The organism is Variovorax sp. RA8, assembly GCF_901827175.1.
Lineage (GTDB): Bacteria > Pseudomonadota > Gammaproteobacteria > Burkholderiales > Burkholderiaceae_C > Variovorax.
In genome coordinates this window covers 551,885-569,026 of the sequence record NZ_LR594662.1, presented here as the reverse complement: position 1 = coordinate 569,026, position 17,142 = coordinate 551,885, and the positions used below count along the sequence as shown (strand labels likewise).

General features: G+C 68.5%; 15 protein-coding genes, 1 tRNA gene and 2 pseudogenes. 9 read left to right on the top strand and 9 right to left on the bottom strand.

Annotated elements, in window-relative coordinates; genetic code table 11:
- Window positions 1–88: 88 nt before the first annotated feature.
- The gene (locus E5P3_RS02705) at window positions 89–265 is read left to right on the top strand and encodes a hypothetical protein (protein ID WP_162584575.1); all 177 of its coding nucleotides are present in this window, start codon (window positions 89–91) and stop codon (window positions 263–265) included.
- Between the two features lie 230 nt (window positions 266–495).
- On the opposite strand, the gene E5P3_RS02700 is transcribed toward E5P3_RS02705, so the two are convergent.
- Window positions 496–1,017 (bottom strand): hypothetical protein, encoded by a 522-nt coding sequence (locus E5P3_RS02700; protein WP_162584574.1) that lies wholly within the window; start codon window positions 1,015–1,017, stop codon window positions 496–498.
- 238 nt (window positions 1,018–1,255) lie between these two features.
- Between E5P3_RS02700 and E5P3_RS02695 the strand changes: the two genes are divergently transcribed.
- Window positions 1,256–1,765 carry a hypothetical protein gene (locus E5P3_RS02695; RefSeq protein ID WP_162584573.1) on the top strand — a complete coding sequence of 170 codons (510 nt, stop codon included), beginning with the start codon at window positions 1,256–1,258 and terminating at the stop codon, window positions 1,763–1,765.
- Between the two features lie 641 nt (window positions 1,766–2,406).
- Here E5P3_RS02695 and E5P3_RS02690 read toward each other — a convergent pair.
- The 3 genes from E5P3_RS02690 to E5P3_RS02680 all read right to left on the bottom strand — a co-directional run bounded on the left by E5P3_RS02690 (window position 2,407) and on the right by E5P3_RS02680 (window position 4,576).
- Entirely contained in the window at window positions 2,407–3,627 is a 1,221-nt protein-coding gene (locus E5P3_RS02690; RefSeq protein WP_162584572.1) for a tyrosine-type recombinase/integrase, read from the bottom strand.
- Window positions 3,628–3,802: 175 nt separating this feature from the next.
- A tRNA-Arg gene (locus E5P3_RS02685) sits at window positions 3,803–3,877 on the bottom strand.
- Window positions 3,878–3,919: 42 nt separating this feature from the next.
- Window positions 3,920–4,576, bottom strand: coding sequence for a TetR family transcriptional regulator (locus E5P3_RS02680; RefSeq protein WP_162584571.1), 657 nt, complete (start codon window positions 4,574–4,576; stop codon window positions 3,920–3,922).
- Between the two features lie 171 nt (window positions 4,577–4,747).
- Between E5P3_RS02680 and E5P3_RS02675 the strand changes: the two are divergent.
- The 4 genes and pseudogenes from E5P3_RS02675 to E5P3_RS02660 all read left to right on the top strand — a co-directional run bounded on the left by E5P3_RS02675 (window position 4,748) and on the right by E5P3_RS02660 (window position 11,354).
- Window positions 4,748–6,027, top strand: a pseudogene (locus E5P3_RS02675) (efflux RND transporter periplasmic adaptor subunit).
- 13 nt (window positions 6,028–6,040) lie between these two features.
- A complete protein-coding gene (locus E5P3_RS02670; protein ID WP_162584570.1) occupies window positions 6,041–9,205 on the top strand; it encodes an efflux RND transporter permease subunit in 3,165 nt (1,054 codons plus the stop codon).
- Complete coding sequence (locus tag E5P3_RS02665; protein WP_162584569.1) at window positions 9,198–10,619, top strand: efflux transporter outer membrane subunit; 1,422 nt, start codon at window positions 9,198–9,200, stop codon at window positions 10,617–10,619. The genes E5P3_RS02670 and E5P3_RS02665 overlap by 8 nt, the downstream gene beginning before the upstream one ends.
- A gap of 96 nt (window positions 10,620–10,715) precedes the next feature.
- Window positions 10,716–11,354 carry a c-type cytochrome gene (locus tag E5P3_RS02660; protein ID WP_162584568.1) on the top strand — a complete coding sequence of 213 codons (639 nt, stop codon included), beginning with the start codon at window positions 10,716–10,718 and terminating at the stop codon, window positions 11,352–11,354.
- Window positions 11,355–11,429: 75 nt separating this feature from the next.
- On the opposite strand, the gene E5P3_RS02655 is transcribed toward E5P3_RS02660, so the two are convergent.
- The 4 genes from E5P3_RS02655 to E5P3_RS02640 all read right to left on the bottom strand — a co-directional run bounded on the left by E5P3_RS02655 (window position 11,430) and on the right by E5P3_RS02640 (window position 14,404).
- Window positions 11,430–11,969, bottom strand: a complete 540-nt coding sequence (locus tag E5P3_RS02655; RefSeq protein WP_162584567.1) for a DUF2946 family protein — start codon at window positions 11,967–11,969, stop codon at window positions 11,430–11,432.
- Between the two features lie 51 nt (window positions 11,970–12,020).
- A complete protein-coding gene (locus E5P3_RS02650) occupies window positions 12,021–13,073 on the bottom strand; it encodes a YheT family hydrolase (protein WP_162584566.1) in 1,053 nt (350 codons plus the stop codon).
- Window positions 13,073–13,522, bottom strand: coding sequence for a YybH family protein (locus E5P3_RS02645; protein ID WP_162584565.1), 450 nt, complete (start codon window positions 13,520–13,522; stop codon window positions 13,073–13,075). The genes E5P3_RS02650 and E5P3_RS02645 overlap by 1 nt, the downstream gene beginning before the upstream one ends.
- 111 nt (window positions 13,523–13,633) lie before the next feature.
- Window positions 13,634–14,404, bottom strand: coding sequence for a hypothetical protein (locus E5P3_RS02640; protein ID WP_162584564.1), 771 nt, complete (start codon window positions 14,402–14,404; stop codon window positions 13,634–13,636).
- Between the two features lie 50 nt (window positions 14,405–14,454).
- Between E5P3_RS02640 and E5P3_RS02635 the strand changes: the two genes are divergently transcribed.
- From E5P3_RS02635 to E5P3_RS02625, 3 genes are read left to right on the top strand one after another with little or no spacing between them, the layout of a single operon-like run.
- Window positions 14,455–15,066, top strand: coding sequence for a LemA family protein (locus E5P3_RS02635; RefSeq protein ID WP_436823216.1), 612 nt, complete (start codon window positions 14,455–14,457; stop codon window positions 15,064–15,066).
- Between the two features lie 6 nt (window positions 15,067–15,072).
- Window positions 15,073–16,017, top strand: a complete 945-nt coding sequence (locus E5P3_RS02630) for a TPM domain-containing protein (RefSeq protein WP_162584562.1) — start codon at window positions 15,073–15,075, stop codon at window positions 16,015–16,017.
- A gap of 2 nt (window positions 16,018–16,019) precedes the next feature.
- Window positions 16,020–16,547, top strand: a complete 528-nt coding sequence (locus E5P3_RS02625) for a TPM domain-containing protein (RefSeq protein ID WP_162584561.1) — start codon at window positions 16,020–16,022, stop codon at window positions 16,545–16,547.
- Between the two features lie 43 nt (window positions 16,548–16,590).
- Here the strand turns inward: E5P3_RS02625 and E5P3_RS02620 are convergent.
- Window positions 16,591–16,896 (bottom strand): annotated as a pseudogene (locus tag E5P3_RS02620) (cyclic nucleotide-binding domain-containing protein); the annotation flags it as partial.
- Window positions 16,897–17,142 lie beyond the last annotated feature (246 nt).

Here is a 17,142-nt window from a genome sequence, read left to right as displayed (position 1 = left end):
TGCTGTGCTTCGCGCCTGGAGCACGGCGGTACCGCACGCTTCGCAGCCGAACTGCGTTGAGGCCCAATGCGCCGGCGGGCGTTCGCCCGTGAGCTCAAGCCAAGTCACCAGCATGGCGGCCGGCAGCAAGATGACCGGTGCGCTGGGCCTCGCCAAGGCCCAGGCCGGGCCCGTGGGCGCGCACTGGCAGGGCAATGGTGGCGTCGCGTCCCGCGCGCTGTGCGCTCAAGCAGGCCTGCATGGCCGCAAGTCGAGCAGGCGATGACGAAGCGGTTGTGCTGCCCGCTCCAGCAGGTCTCGCCCGGACGGGCCGTGCTCAGGCGTGTGCCCTTGGGCAGCCGCGTCGCGATCACGCCCACGGCCTCGGCCGCGTGGCGCGCTTCGACGGCGTGGTGCACCACGGCCCCTTCGGCGATCTCGGTCGCGACGGTAAAGACGTCTAGCGGCTTGAACATCACGGGCCGCAGGCCCTTTGCGTTCCGACCCCTGCGCCATTCATGCTGACGATTCCAGCAACTCACGCAAATGCCGTCCTGCTGGATCACCCGCAGATGGGTCCGGCCGCAGCGCAGGCATTCGCGCAGCCGATCCTTCTGCTTCAAGAAGGGCGAGCTGGTCGGCGACGTGCTCGCGTGGTGCTTGGTGCCCAACCGAGCAGCCGCTGCACGGTGAGGTGCTGGGGGCCGCACTCCAGCGCTGCGCGCACGACGTGGTGGTTATTACGGCACTCAGTCGGGCGCACTCGAAGTACGAAGCTCCCGCCGGTGCTCCCGCCGGCGCTGGCACGTGCTCGACCACGATCACTTGGCGGCGCAGGTCGCGGGTTCGGCGAGCGCGCACTGGGGCGAGCAGCGAGGCGAGCTGCAGTACGGAGCCCATCGATTGCTGGTGCTCGCGCGCCATGGCACGCAGGCGCATGGCCGTGGCGCCGTCGACGGTGATGCAGATGCTCGTCGAGCCCATTTCGGCAAGGCGTTTGCGGTACGTCCGGTTTCGTTCGGCGGCGGTCTGGGGCATGGCGCTCGTTCGTCTTGTGGAGACGAGAAGCTTCTGGTCACGACCGTCTGGTGAACCGATGCACCCGCTTGGCTGCCACGGTCTCAGATTTACCACAGGCGGCCCCAGCAGCCGGGGGCGCTGTACCCGGAGCCAAGCAAGTCAAACTATCTCCATAGTTTCAGATTCGTTTCCTAATGATTTGCATAATATTGGCTTCGTAGCTCATAATTGCCTCTTCATAACTCAAAGGTAAGGCATGACAGAAAAGAAAGAACATCACAAAGCAATCTGCGTTCTCACGGCTCGCGGCCTCGATAGGATCCTGGCCGAAGGCGGAACGCAGGCCTGGGTGCTCGATAACGGGCGTGCCGCCCGTTTCAAGTACGTGGTCTGCGTGCAGAACCGCGGCTTCGCGGACGACTGGGGCAAGGCTTCTGCGACGCATCACGCCGCCTTTGTCGTTGGCAAGCTCAAGGACGTTGTTGAAGTCCCGAACAACAGCTCGGACAAGCCGCGTTGGCTTCTGACCTTCAGCGAGTACGCGGAGGTCGATGTGCCCGGTGCATGGCCTGGGTATCGCAACCCCGTCTGGTACACGGATTTGGAAGGGATCGGCATCGAACTTGGCAAGCTGAGCTTCAAGCCAATGCCCGCGCTCTCCTCCAGCGTAGAAGAAGTTCTCTTGACGATCCCCGAGGCGAAGCGTCGGCTCGCGAAGACCTTCGGCGTCGACCCAAACGCCATTGAAATCACAGTCCGTGGCTAGTACGACCAAAAAACGCCGGGCAAAAAAAGACCCGCACGAGGCGGGCCGAAGGGGGCTCAGCGCCCGCCGTTAACTGTGGCTGCAGTCTCGTGTCACGACGTCGGCGCCCGCGCGCGCCGGCCTGGGGCTACGCTGCCAGCGTTGCCGCTGCTGGGGCGTCGACGGCGCCCTCGTTCGACGCAAAGGCTCCGGCAGAAGGGGTGCCGTGCCGCGCCCGGATGCAGCCACCGGGCGGAGCGCGCCGTTAGGGCGATGGCCGTCATGGCGCTGCTTCTGAAAATCCGATCGGGACACGGACCGGGACAGAATCGGGAATGACCCTGAAAATGGAAAAGCCTGCTACAAAATTCATAGCAGGTTTTTCAATACCCATGCGGGTTAGATTGGTAGGACGTACAAGATTCGAACTTGTGACCAACGGATTAAAAGTCAGTTGAGAGGCTCAGGTCGCCGGTCGCCGGTCGCCGGTCGCCGGTCGCCGGTCGCCGGTCGCCGGTCGCCGGTCGCCGGTCGCCGGTCGCCGGTCGCCGGTCGCCGGTCGCCGGTCGCCGGTCGCCGGTCGCCGGTCGCCGGTCGCCGGGTAGATTGATTGGAACATCTCAACAGAGCAATAGGCAAACCGCTGCAAGCACAACAGAAGATCATGTCGCCTTGAACACGATGACTTTGGCGCCTTGGCCTAAGTCGTCCAGGTAGTCCGCCCAGCGCTGCATCATTGCCCTGCGCGCCGGCAAGTGAGCGGTGCGGTTGTAAGCTCGCCCGTTGGGATCTTTCACCGTGTGCGCGAGTTGGTGTTCGATCAAGTCAGGGCGCTCGCCCAGCACTTCGTCCATGATCGTCCGGGCCATCGCTCTAAAACCGTGGGCAGTCATCACTTCCTTCGCATAGCCCATGCCCCGCAGCGCCGCGTTGACGGTGTTCTCGCTCATGCAGCGCTCTCCAGTGCGGATGCTGGGAAACACGTACCGACCGTGCCCGCTAATGGGCTGCACCTCTCGCAGGATCCTCACAGCCTGCCGTGAGAGCGGCACAAGGTGCTCAACCTTCATCTTCATTCGTGGACCAGGAATTCGCCATTCGCCCGCGTCCAGGTCCACCTCGCTCCACTCAGCCGCGCGAAGTTCGCCGGGGCGTACGAATACCAATGGCGACAGCTGCAGCGCCGCCCGCACGATCGGGTGCCCTTCGTAGGCATGGATCGACCGCATGAGTTGCCCGACCTGCTTCGGGTCCGTGATCGCGGCATAGTTGGTCTTGTCGACCGAAACCAGCGCGCCGCGTAGGTCGACGGTGACGTCGCGCTCCACCAGACCGACCGCCACCGCATAGCGGAAGACCTGCGAGCAGATCTGCACGATGCGATGGGCGCTTTCGTGAATGCCGCGTGCCTCCATGCGACGCGCCACCTTGTCCAGGACGTCCTTGGCCCGGATGGTCGAGATGGGAAGCTTGCCTATGAACGGGAAAGCATCTTTCTCGAGCCAGTTCGTGACCTTGGCCTGCGTGACCTCTGCGCGCTTGTTCGCCGTCCTGGCGAGCCAGTCCCGTGAAACAACCTCGAAGGTGTTCGCCGCGGCATCGGTCCTGGCCTGCTTTTCCTCGCGCTTGGCGACGCCGGGGTCTATGCCGTCCGCCAGGAGTTCGCGCGCCCTTTCGCGTCGCTGGCGAGCCTTGGCGAGCGATACGTCCGGGTAGACGCCCAGGGCGAGGGTCTTTTGCTTCCCTAAGAACCGGTAGCTCATGCGCCAGTACTTGCCGGTCGCCGTCACGTGCAGGTACATGCCGCCCCCGTCCGCGTACTTCTCCCCGTTGGCCGCGCCCCCATGCTTGAGCTGCCTCACCCGGGTGTCGTTCAGTGCCATCGCCTTGCCTCCTGTTGGTATCGGCCTTTCCTGAATCAGCGGGTACCAACAAAAATGATGGTACTTCCGTGCGATGTGATGGTACGCAGCGAGATTGCCAGGGGCAACAAAAAACCCGCAATGCTAGGAAGCATGCGGGTTTTGAGCTGTTTTGAGACTGTGCGAAACGATGTACTGGTCCCGCCGCCAGGAATCGAACCTGGATCTCAGCCTTCGGAGGGCCGAATTCTATCCATTGAAATACAGCGAGAGAGGCTTCAGGCCGAGACCCGAAGCCCGTGATTATCACTGATCACGCAAGCTGCTTGCAGTTCCCCTTCCCCACCGCAGGCCTGCGCTCGAATCCGAGCCCCGCGAGATAGACGTTGAACAGATGCCGCCCCGCCGGCACGAGGTCGAAGGCGCCGGGCTCGAGCAGCCAGTCCTGGATCAGGCCGCTGATCACCGCATGCAGCCCGTAGGCGGCGGTCTTGACTGGAATGGGCAGTTCGATGCCCGCGCGGCTCGCGGCATGCTGCAGTGCGTGGACGAAATCGGTCACGCATTCGTTGCGCGCGCTGCGGTGACGCTGCTGCACCGGCGCCATCTCGTCCGTGTACTCGACCTTGAGCGTCGCCACCTCGAAGACCCGCCGCACCTGGGGGTCGGCGACCATCAGGTTCAGGGCCTGCACCATCACCTGCTCGATCGCCTCCAGCGGGTCTTCGTTGGCCGCGCTGGCTTCGCGCGTGGCGCATTCCAGCGGCAGCGTGACGCGCTCCATCATGGCGTTGAAGAGGTCCGGCTTGTCCTTGAAATGCCAGTAGATCGCACCGCGCGTGGCGCCGGCCTCCTGCGCGATCTGCTGCAGCGTCGTGCGCGAAACACCCTGGGACTGGAACAGCACTTCCGCCGCATCGAGCAGCCGATGCCGGGTGGCCAATGCCTCTTCCTTGGTACGACGGACCATGTTGCCCCCCTTTCCTCAAACTTGTAAAACTATCGAACCCGTGTTCGCTGCCACTATACATTCACGAATGTATGTAAACTCGGGTCCCTCCTGATGGCCAAGCTCGCCGTGTTGCTTTAGGCACTCGCCGCGACATCGCGCCGTTCCCCGTCCCTGCTTCAAAGGAATCGCATGCCCGCTCTGCATGTCCCGCGTCATTCGTTGTTGTCCATGACGCGTCGCCCCGTCTTCGCCGCCGTCGCAGCCGCCGCGGTGCTGGCGCTCGCCGCTTGCGGCAAGAGCGAGGCGCCGGCCGGAGGCGCCCCGGGGGGCGGTGCCGGTGGTGGCGCCCCGCCGCCGCCCGAAGTGGGGGTGGTGGTGGCGACGCCGACGGATGTCGGCCTGGTGACCGAGTTGCCGGGCCGCCTCGAAGCCTCGCGCGTGGCCGAGGTGCGCGCCCGTGCCGCAGGCATCCTGCAGCAGCGGCTGTTCCGCGAAGGCAGCGACGTGAAGGCCGGCCAGCCGCTGTTCCGCATCGATCCGGCCCCCTACCTGGCGACGCAGCAGAGTGCCCAGGCGAGCCTGGCACGCGCGGAGGCCAATGCGGTCCAGGCCAAGGCCCTGGCCGAGCGCTACAAGCCGCTGGTGGAGGCCAACGCGGTCAGCAAGCAGGAATACCTGAACGCCGTGGCCGCCGCCAAGACCGCCGAAGCGGACATCGCGGTGGCCCGCGCCGCATTGCAGACCGCCAGGATCAACCTCGGCTACGCGAACGTCACCGCGCCGATCTCAGGCCGCATCGGCCGCGCGCTGGTGACCGAAGGCGCGCTGGTCGGCCAAGGCGACGCCACGCCGCTGGCGGTGATCCAGCAGATCGACCCGGTCTACGTCAACTTCACGCAGTCGGCCAACGACGTGCTCAAGCTGCGCCGCGCCATGGAGGCCGGCCAGTTCAAGCGCGCAACCGGCAGCGATGCGGCCAGCGTGCGCATCCTGCTGGAAGGCGGCAGCGAGTACGCGCTGCCCGGCAAGCTGCTGTTCTCCGACCTGACGGTGGATTCGACCACCGGCCAGGTGACGCTGCGCGCCGAGGTGCCGAACCCGAAGGGCGAGTTGCTGCCCGGCCTCTATGTTCGCGTGAAGGTGGAGCAGGCCCAGGCGACGAATGCGATCACGGTGCCGCAGCAGGCGGTCACGCGCACCCAGCAGGGCGACACGCTGACCGTGGTCGATGCCGAGGGCAAGATGCACAAGCGCACGGTGAAGATCACCGCGGCACAGAACAACCAGTGGGTGGTGACCGAGGCCTGAAGGCCGGCGAGCAGGTCATGGTCGACGGCTTCCAGAAGCTGATGATGATGCCGCCGGGCGCGGCAGTGAAGGCGGTGCCATGGAAGGCGCCGGCGCCGGCCTCCGCCGCCGCCCCGGCTGCCCCAGCGAATGCTGCCTCGGCTCCGGCCACGAAGCCGTAAGGAGCGCGCCCGCATGGCAAAGTTCTTCATCGACCGGCCCATCTTCGCGTGGGTGATCGCGCTGTTCATCATCGTGGTGGGCGCCGTGTCCATCACGCAGCTGCCGATCGCGCAGTACCCGCCGGTGGCACCGCCGGCCATCGTCGTCAACGTCGCCTATCCCGGCGCCTCGGCCCAGACGCTGGAGGACAGCGTGCTCTCGGTCATCGAGCGCGAGATGAACGGCTCACCGGGGCTCATCTACATGGAATCGGTGGCGCAGGCCGACGGCACCGGCACCATCACCATCACCTTCGAGACCGGGACCAACGCGGACCTCGCCCAGGTGGACGTGCAGAACCGCCTGTCGCGCGCCACGCCCAGGCTGCCGGCGGCGGTGACGCAGCAGGGCGTGCGCGTGGACAAGTCGCGCAACAACTTCCTGCTGTTCACGATGCTGTCCTCCGACAACCCGGCGATCGACACGACGGCGCTGGGCGACTACGCCTCGCGCAACGTGGTGCCGGAGCTGCAGCGCGTGGCCGGCATCGGCCAGGCGCAGCTGTTCGGTACCGAGCGCGCCATGCGCATCTGGATCGATCCCGCCAGGCTGCAGGGCTACAACCTGTCGGCGGCGGACGTCAACGCAGCCGTGCGGGCGCAGAACGCCCAGGTGTCCTCCGGCACCATCGGCGACCTGCCCAACGTGCCGGGCCAGGCGATTGCGGCGACCGTGGTGGTCAACGGCCAGCTCACCACGACCGAGCAGTTCGGCGACATCGTGCTGCGCGCGAACACCGACGGCTCCACCGTGCGGCTCAAGGACGTGGCGCGCATCGAGCTGGGCGGCCAGGGCTACGCCACCTCGGCGCGGCTGAATGGGCAACAGGCCGTCGGCATCGGCGTGCAGCTCGCGCCCAGCGGCAACGCCCTGGCTTCGGCCAAGGCGATCCGGGCCAAGATGGCCGAGCTCGAGCGCTTCTTCCCGCAGGGCGTGAAGTGGACCATTCCCTACGACAGCTCGCGCTTCGTCAACATCTCCATCACGGAGGTGGTGAAGACGCTGTTCGAGGCGGTGGCGCTGGTGTTCCTGGTGATGTATCTGTTCCTGCAGAACTGGCGCTACACGCTCATCCCGACCATCGTCGTGCCGATCGCGCTGCTGGGCACCTTCGCCACCTTGCTCGCGCTGGGCTTCTCGATCAACGTGCTGACCATGTTCGGCATGGTGCTGGTGATCGGCATCGTGGTGGACGACGCGATCGTGGTGGTGGAGAACGTCGAACGCATCATGAGCGAGGAAGGCCTCTCCCCGCTCGAAGCCACGCGCAAGGCGATGCGGCAGATCTCCGGCGCCATCATCGGCGTGACGGTGGTGCTGATCTCGGTGTTCGTGCCGCTGGCCTTCTTCGCGGGCTCCACCGGCAACATCTACCGCCAGTTCTCGGCGGTGATGGTGGCTTCTATCGGCTTCTCGGCCTTCATGGCGCTGTCGCTCACGCCGGCGCTGTGCGCCACGCTGCTGAAGCCGGTGGAGGCCGGCCATCACCACGAGAAGCGCGGCTTCTTCGGCTGGTTCAACCGCGGTTTCAGCCGCACGGCAAAGGGCTACGAGAGCCTGGTTGCGCGCATCCTCAAGCGCGCGGCGCGCTACCTGGTGATCTATGCCGCGATCATCGGGGCGGTGGTGCTGGTGTACCGGCAATTGCCGACCTCGTTCCTGCCGCAGGAGGACCAGGGTTACCTCATCGTCAACGTGCAGCTGCCGCCGGGCGCGACCCAGGAGCGCATGCTGTCGGTGATGCAGGACGTCGAGAAGTACGTCCTGAAGCAGCCGGAGGTGCAGAGCATGGTCGGCGTGCTCGGCTTCAGCTTCTCGGGGCAGGGCCAGAACGCGGGCCTCGCCTTCGTGACGCTCAAGGACTGGGACCAGCGCCACGAGCCGGGCCAATCGGCCGAAGCGGTGGCCGGCCGCGCCTTCGGCGCGCTGTCGAGCATCCGCGACGCCTTCATCTATCCCCTGTCGCCGCCGCCGATCCCCGAGCTGGGCAACGCCAGCGGCTTCAGCTTCCGCCTGCAGGACCGCGGCGGTGCCGGTCACGAGGCGCTGACCAATGCGCGCAACCAGCTCCTGGGCATGGCGAGCAAGAGCCCGTTGCTCACGCAGGTGCGCCCGGACGGGCTGGAAGACGCGCCGCAATTGCAGATCGACATCGATCGCGACAAGGCGAATGCGCTGGGCGTGGACTTCGCTGCCATCAACAGCACGCTGTCGACCGCGCTGGGCTCCAGCTACATCAACGACTTCCCGAACCAGGGCCGCCTTCAGCGCGTGGTGGTGCAGGCCGACGCGCCGGCGCGCATGCAGCCGCAGGACCTGCTGCGGCTCAACGCGAGCAACAGCAAGGGCGAGCCCGTGCCGCTCTCGGCCTTCGCAAGCACGCGCTGGATCACCGGTGCGCAGCAGACGGTGCGCTACAACGGCTATCCGGCCGTGCGCATCTCGGGCTCTGCCGCGCCGGGCTACAGCTCGGGCGCCGCGATGGCCGAGGTCGAGAAGCTCGCCGCGCAGCTGCCCCCGGGCTTCGGCTACGAGTGGACCGGCCAGTCGCGCGAAGAGAAGCTCGCGGGCGCGCAGGCGATCCTCCTGTACGCCTTCTCCATCCTGGCGGTGTTCCTGTGCCTGGCCGCGCTGTACGAGAGCTGGACCATTCCGCTGGCGGTGATCCTGGTCGTGCCGCTGGGCGTGCTGGGCGTGCTGCTCGCGACCCTGCTGCGCGCCTATTCGAACGACGTGTACTTCCAGGTCGGCCTGATCACCATCATCGGTCTGTCGGCGAAGAACGCGATCCTGATCATCGAGTTCGCCAAGGACCTGCAGGCGCAGGGCAAGGGCGTGATCGAGTCGGCGCTGGCGGCCGCCCACCTGCGGTTCAGGCCGATCATCATGACCTCGCTAGCCTTCGGCCTCGGCGTGCTTCCACTGGTGCTGGCCTCGGGTGCGGGCTCGGCAAGCCAGCGCGCGATCGGCACCGGCGTGATCGGCGGGATGGTGACCGGCACGGCGCTCGCCGTGATCTTCGTGCCGGTGTTCTTCGTGGTGGTGCGCAGCCTGTTCAAGGGCAGCGAGCGCCAGCGCGAGGTAGACAGGCGCCACGCCCAGGCCGCAGGCATTGAAGAAAGCCCCGCCCATGATTAAGAAGAACTTCGCTTCGACCGCCCTCGCCGGCGCAGCCGCCATGCTCCTGGCCGGCTGCTCGCTGATCCCGACCTACGAGCGCCCCGCGGCGCCGGTGCCGTCCAGCTATCCCGGCGCGCAGCCCGCCGCCACCAGCGCGTCGCCGGTCTCGACGCTGGCCTGGCAGGACTACTTCACCGATCCTCGGCTGGCGAAGCTGATCGAGACGGCGCTCGCCAACAACCGCGACCTGCGCGTGGCGGTCGCCAACATCGAGCAGGCCCGCGCCCAGTTCCAGATCCAGCGCGCGGCGCAGTTCCCGGCGCTCGACCTGGCGGCCAGCGGCTCGCGGTCCAGTCCCAACGCGCTGCAGGCATTGGGCCTGGGCGGCAGCGTGTCGTCGACCTATTCGGTCAACCTCGGCATCACGGCCTGGGAGCTCGACTTCTTCGGCCGCGTCGCCAGCCTCAAGGAGCAGGCGCTGGCGCAGTTCCTCGCCACCGAGGAGTCGCGCAAGGCCACGCAGATCAGCCTGGTCAGCGCGGTGGCCAGCGGCTGGCTCACGTTGATCGCGGACGACGAGCTGCTGGCGCTCACGCGCCAGACGCTGGCCACCCGCGAGGAGTCGCAGAAGCTCACCAGGCTGCGCTTCGACAGCGGCGTGGTCTCCGAGATCGACCTGCGCCTGGCCGATTCGCTGACCGAGGCCGCGCGGGCCTCCTACGCGGAGCAGCGGCGCCTGCGCATGCAGGACGAGAACGCGCTGGCCCTGCTGCTCGGCGCGCCGGTGCCGCCGGAAGCCACCGAAGGCGGCGCGCGCGGCCTGGGCGCGGTCGCGCCGATGGCGGAGCTGCCCGCGGGCCTGCCTTCCGACCTGCTGAGCGAGCGGCCCGACATCCGCGCCGCCGAGCAGCAGCTGATCGCGGCCAATGCCAACATCGGCGCGGCGCGCGCGGCCTTCTTCCCGCGCGTGGCGCTGACCACCTCGATCGGCACCGCCAGCAGCGAGTTCTCGAACCTGTTCGAACGCGGCACCAAGGCCTGGGCCTTCTCGCCGCAGCTGACGCTGCCGATCTTCGACGCCGGGCGCAACCAGGCCGGGCTGGATTCGGCCAAGGCCGGCCGCGACATCGCGGTGGCGCAGTACGAGAAATCGATCCAGACCGCCTTCCGCGAGGTCGCCGACGCGCTCGCCGGCCGCGCCACCCTGGGCGAGCAGTTGCGCGCCCTGCGGGCGCAGACGGAAGCCGAATCGGTGCGCTTCAGGCTCTCGGACCTGCGCTACCGCAACGGCATCGCCAGCGCGCTCGACCTGCTCGACTCCCAGCGCTCGCTCTACAGCGCGCAGCAGGCCGCGGTGCAGATCCAGCTCGCGCAACTGCAGAACCAGGTGGTCCTCTACAAGACGCTGGGCGGCGGATGGGCCACGCGCTGAGGCCCGGAGGGGCCGTCACGGGCGCCTTCGGGCGCCTCTCTATAATCCGCGGTTGATTACAAAAAGCCCGACGAGCCCCCCCACACTGAGGACCCAATGAGCGACGACGCGCACTACCAGGCCACAGAAGATGCCCACACGGGCCCGATCAAGAACCCCAAACAACTGCTGCTGGCAGTCTTCTTCTCCTTCATCGCGCCGATCCTGATCATTGTCGGACTGGTCTCGTACGTGACCTCCGCCAACCACCCCTCGGGGGAGGTGCAGGGGTCGGGCATGGCTCTCTACGGCGTGACGAAGGAAGCGCGAGACCGCGAGCTCGCCGAGCGCCTCAAGAAAGTCGGCTCGATCGAGATCCGCGACGCCAACCGGCCGCTGGCCACCGGCGAGGCGGTGTTCAAGGCCCAATGCGTGGCCTGCCACGGCGCCCCGGGCATCCCTGGCGCCCCGCACCTCAACGACGCCGCGGCCTGGGGCCCGCGTATCGGGCAGGGCTACGCCACGTTGCTGGAACACGCACTCAAGGGCAAGGGCGCCATGCCACCCCAGGGCGGCGGCGACTTCGAGGATGTCGAGATCGGCCGTGCGGTGGTCTACCTGGCCAATGCCGGCGGCGCCAAGTTCCCGGTGCCCGACCGTCCGGCGGCCGCGGGCGCACAGGCGGCGGCGGGCGCACCGGAGGCCGCAGCCTCGAATGCGGCAGAGGCGCCGGCGTCGGCACCTGCCAAGCCGTAAGCAGGTCTTCGAACCCCGCAAAAAAGAGCCCGCATGCGGGCTCTTTTTTTTTGGGCGTGCGGGCGTTCGGCTTCTTCAGTGCGCTGCCTGGACAGGCGTGGCCGCCGCCGGGCTCATGACATGCCCATAGCGTCCCGGCAGGTCCGCGGCACGCACGTTCTCCGCCACCCAGCGCCCCTGCTCGATCGCCTCGGCGGCGAAGCCCATGTCCTGCGTATGCACGAGGCCCAGCCCGCAGGGCGCTGCCAGGTAAAGCCGGCCCTGCTCGTCGACGAGGCAGGCCGAGGGCTCGACCAGGTCGCCGGCGTGCGATCGCACGCTAAAGTCCTCGCCGATCCGCCACACCCAGGGTGCGGCCTCGAGCTCCACATAGACGCGCTGCGGCCCATTCTGGAAGAACCACTGGCCGCGCTCGTCATGCTCGTAGTTGCGCTGGATGAAGTCGATCAGCTTCTCGTGCTTGAGCAGCGAGCCCTTGGCGATCGGGAACGGCCCCGCGGCCTGCGTGCGGTCGTCGCGCATGTACCAGTTGCCGCGTGCGTCGAGGCCGAGCCAGCCATAGCAGTGCGGCACGTTGGGCCATTTGGCGAGCGCTTGTTTGACGATGTCGTCCATGCCGCGGATTCTGGCGCGGATGGTGCCCCGGCGCCATCGGACGAAGCCGCGTCAGAGGTGCTGCGCCAGCCAGTCGCCGACCCGCTCTGGCATGCCGCGCACATGACCCGGCGGCCGCCCCATCGGAAAGCCCACATGGCCGCCATGGGCCGGCTGCCACAGCGTGACATGGCGGCCCGCCTCCTCCGGGCGCGGCAGGCTGGCGGCCGGCACGAAGGGATCGTTGGTCGCGTTCACGACAAGCGCCGGGATTCGGATCGCGCCCAGGTGCGGCTTGGCCGAGGCGCGGCGCCAGTAGTCGTCGGTGTCGCGAAAGCCATGCAGCGGCGCGGTGAACACGTTGTCGAAGGCATGCAGGTCGGCGGCCGCCATCAACGCCTCGCGGTCGAACAGGCCCGGATGCTGGGCCAGCTTGGCCAGCGCCTTGGGCTTCATGCTGGCCAGGAACATGCGCGTGTAGACCAGCCGGTTGAAGCCTTGCCCGATGGCTGCCCCGCCGGCCGCCAGGTCCAGCGGTGCGCTGATCGAGGCGGCCGCATTCACGAACTTCGAGGCTTCCGATCCGGCCTCCTCGACCCAGCGCAGCAATGCGTTGCCCCCCAGCGAGACCCCGGCCGCGAGGATAGGTGCCCCCAAGCCGGGCACTTCGCGTCCTCGCTGCCCCCCGAGGGAGCCCTCGCTTGCTGGGGACGGCCCGGCGCTGCGCCCGCGGCCCGCCTGCCGCTCGCGCAAACGCGCAAGGATCCAGCCCACCTCCTCGAAGTCCCCCGAGTGGTAAGCCCGCGGTGCAAGGTTGATCTCGCCGCTGCAGCCGCGGAAATGCGGCACCGCGTAGTCCCAGCCGCGCGCCAGCGCATCGGCCGCGAAGGCCTCGGCATAGTGGCTCTTCGAGGAGCCCTCGAGCCCATGGAACAGGACCAGCAGCGGCCGCGGCGCGACACCTTCGGCCGCGAGGAAGTCGACGTCGACGAAGTCGCCGTCCGGCGTGGTCCAGCGCTCGCGGCGGTAGGCCGGCAGCGGCGCCTCGACGCGCCGCGCCCAGAGCGCGGGCCAGATGGTCTGGAGGTTGCCGCCGGGCAGCCAGCGTGGCGCAACGTATTGCATCAGTGAAGAACCTGCGGGATCTCGTCCGCCTCGTCGGGCGCATGAACCATGCCCGGGCTCGCATGGTGGGCCACCATGCGCCAGCCCTGCGCGGTCTTGTGATAGACGTTGGTGGCCAGCACGAAGGCATGCCGCGGCCCCTCGGCCGTCAGCACCTCGATGCGCTCCAGCACGTTGTGCACCGCGCTCGCCAGCGACTCCACCCTGCGCACGTGGGCCGGCGTGGCATGGATCGCGCCGTTGGCGAACATCTGCTCGAAGGCCGCCCGGATCGCGCTGGCGCCCACCAGGCGCGGACCGCCGGGATGCACGCAGAACACCTCGTCCTCATCGGCCCAGCAGGCCATCAGCGCATCGATGTCGCCGCGCTGCAGCGCCTCGTAGAAGGTCGCCTCGATATCGTCGGCAGTGCCGGCCACGGCGGCGGCGCGGAGTTTGGACTTGGACATGGTGGCTGCGGCTGGAAGTGGCAATTTTGCCTCGGGCGCGCGACCTGCATCGGTCGCCCGCGCATCAGAAGGCCGGAATGAGCCCGACGTGGCGGGCTCGTTCACGCCTCCTCATTGCGAACCTCGCCCCCGCGCGCCGAGCAGCCAGCCCTCGGCCACCGCCTGCAGCTGGCCCTGCGCGGCCTGCCACACCAGCTCGGGCGCGGCCACGTGCACACCGGGCGGTGCGATGCGCAGCGCCACGTCGACCAGCTCCGCCACCTTGCCGGCGCGCACCGGCTGCTCGCTGGCCGGCACCATGAAGCGCGCGACGGACAGCATCCAGGCCGCCAGCCGCTCGGCCGGGTTGGCGAAGCGTGCCGCGGCGGGCATGCGCGCCGTGCGCACGATGATCACGCGCTCGAAGCCCTCGGCCACCACCGCCTCCTCGTCGAGGCTGGCCAGCCCGCGCTTGAGCGCCTCCGGCAGCCGGCCCTGGTCGTGCGGCTGCACGACGGCCAGCGTGCGCACGCCGCAAGCCTTCAGCCAGGCCGCGAGCGCGGGCAGCTGCGCCGGCTCGGGCGTCCACAGCGCGCGTTCGCGGTCGTAGTAGAGGCGCGGCGGCTCGAACAGGACCAGCGCCGCGTCGGCCGCGGTGCGCGGCCAGTGTGCGACGTCAGCGTCCGGCGCCAGCACGCTCTCGACGCCGCGCAGCCCGTCGCGGATGGGCTCGCGCGCCAGCACGCGCGTGTGCTCGAAGCGATGCCGGCCCGCGAGCCGCCGCACCAGCTCCTGGCCCAGCGCTCCCGTGGCGCCGGCGATCAGCAGCGTTCCCTCGTCCCGGCGCAAGGGCGGCGCCCCGCGGTTCGCGGCCTGCAATGCCTGGAGAGGATCGACCGCCATCGGCCTATGCTACCTTTGCCACTTCGCACGAACGACGAAGAGGCTTCGATATGGTGATCATGAAACGCTGGCTCCTGATCCTTCTTGCAACGCTGTCGCTCGCAGGCTGCGGCTACAACGACTTCCAGCGCCTCGACGAGGCGAGCAAGTCGGCCTGGAGCGAGGTGCTCAACCAGTACCAGCGCCGCGCCGACCTCGTGCCCAACATCGTGGCCACGGTCAAGGGCGAAGCCAACTTCGAGCAGGAGACGCTGACCAAGGTGATCGAGGCGCGGGCCAAGGCCACCTCGATCCAGGTCACGCCCGAGACGCTCAACAACCCCGAGGCCTTCAACCGCTTCCAGCAGGCGCAGGGCGAGCTCTCCAGCGCCCTGTCGCGCCTGATGGTGGTGGCCGAGCAGTACCCCAACCTCAAGGCCAACCAGGCCTTTCGCGACCTGCGCGTGACGCTGGAGGGGACAGAAAACCGCATCACGGTGGCGCGCAACCGCTACATCCAGACGGTGCAGGAGTACAACGTGCTGGCGCGCAGCTTCCCGACCAATATCACCGCCAAGATCTTCAGCTACGACCCCAAGGCCAACTTCAGCGTGCAGAACGAGGCCCAGATCTCCACCCCGCCGACGGTCGATTTCGGCCAACAGCAACAGCCGAAGAAGTAAGCCTCGATGACGGCCGCCCGCATCCGGCGCGCGCTGGCAGCTCTCTTCCTCCTGGCCTTCACGCTCGCGGGCGCGCAGGCCCAGGACCTGCTGCCGGTTCCGCCACTCGGCGCGCGGGTGATCGACCAGACCGGGACACTGGACGCCACGCAGCGCCAGGCACTCGAAGCCAAGCTGGCTGCCTTCGAGCAGGAGAAGGGCTCGCAGATCGTGATGCTGATGGTCGCGACCACGGCACCCGAGGACATTGCGAGCTACGCCAACCGCGTGGGCAACGCCTGGAAGATCGGCCGCAAGGAAGTGGGCGACGGCATCCTCGTCGTCGTCGCCAAGAACGACCGCAAGATGCGCATCGAGGTGGCGAAGACGCTCGAAGGCGCGGTGCCCGACATCGCGGCGGCGCGCATCATCGATTTCGCGATGAAGCCGCGCTTCCGCGAGAACGACTTCGCGGGCGGACTCGACGCCGCGGCCGACCAGCTGATCGCGCGCATCAAGGGCGAGCCGCTGCCGCAGGTCGATGCCAGGAGCGGCGACTTCGGCGGCGGGCAGGAGGAGCCGGGCTTCGACTGGGGCGACCTGGCCATCTTCCTGTTCTTCGGCGTGCTGATCGGCGCGCCGATCGCGCGCGCCATCCTCGGCAAGGTGCTGGGGCCGGTGGCGCTGGGCGGCGTGACGGGGGTGGTGGTGATGGCGCTGACCGCGAGCCTGGTGATCGCCGTGCTGGCGGGGCTCGCGGCGCTGCTTTTCACGCTGCTGTCGAGCGCCTTCGGCGCGGGCGCCGGCCGGCGCGGAGGGCGCGGCGGCGGCTGGGGGCCGGGCGCCGGCGGGCTCGGCGGCGGCCTGGGGGGTGGCGGAGGCTGGGGCGGCGGCTCCTCGTCCGGCGGCGGCGGCTTCAGCTCCGGCGGGGGCGGTGATTTCGGCGGCGGCGGCGCCTCGGGGGACTGGTAACGATGGCCACGCAATCCTTCCTCTCCACGCTGCGGCGCCTGTGGCGCCATCGCTGGGTCGACGGGGCCGACGTGCGTCGTGTCCTGCCGCCCGAAGCGCTGGAACGTCTGAAGGCCCGGGTCGCGGCCAGCGAGCGCCGGCACCGCGGCGAGGTGCGCATCTGCATCGAGGCCGGGCTGCCCTGGTCGTACATCCGGCGCGCCGCGCCGGCGCGCGAGCGCGCCATCACCCTGTTCGGCAAGCTGCGCGTGTGGGACACCGCGCACAACAACGGCGTGCTGATCTACCTGCTGCTGGCCGAGCACGCGATCGAGATCGTGGCCGACCGCGGGATCGACGCCCACGTGAGCGCGGACGAGTGGGCGGCGATGGCCAGGCGGATGGCCTCCGCCTTCCGCGAGGGCCGCTTCGAGGACGGGCTCACGCAGGCGCTGGAAGAAGTCTCGGCGCTGCTGGTGGCGCACTTCCCGCTGGCCGAGGGCGAGCCCGACCGCAACGAGCTGCCCGACGAACCGGTGGTCGTGGTGTAGCGAGCTAGCGGCACTGACTTCGCCTTCGCAGCGGCCGTGCGGCTCAGCCGCCGCGCCCGGCCTGCTCCTCCAGCAGCCGCCGGTTGACCGCATGGACTGCGTCCAGCTCCAGCTGCAGCGCGCGCGACACCTGCGACAGCGTACGCAAGCGCCGGTTGCCTTCGCGCAGGCGCCCAGCGAGGATCGTGGAGATGCCCAGCATCATCCGGGCCGCCACCATCGGATGGCTTTCGATCATGCCCAGCAGCGAAGCGCGCGGGAGCACGCCCAGCTTGACGTCCGTCAGCGCCGTGCAGCTGGCGGAGCGCGGTCCGCCGTCGATCACCCCCATCTCGCCCAGCAGGCTGCCGGCGCCGAACCGTGATCACGACTTCGCCGTCAGGGATGCCGGAGCTGTTCACGGCCCGCAACTGGCCTTCCAGCACCAGCACCAGGTAGTCGCTGTCGGCCGCGTCACCCTCCTCGAACAGCAGCGTGTCGGCCAGCACATGCACCGGCTTCATGGCGTCGACCACGACTTCCGCCTCGGCGCGGCTCATGCCGGCCAGGGGAGCGGCTTGCATCATCAGCTCGACAGCATGTTCGCGCAGGTCGC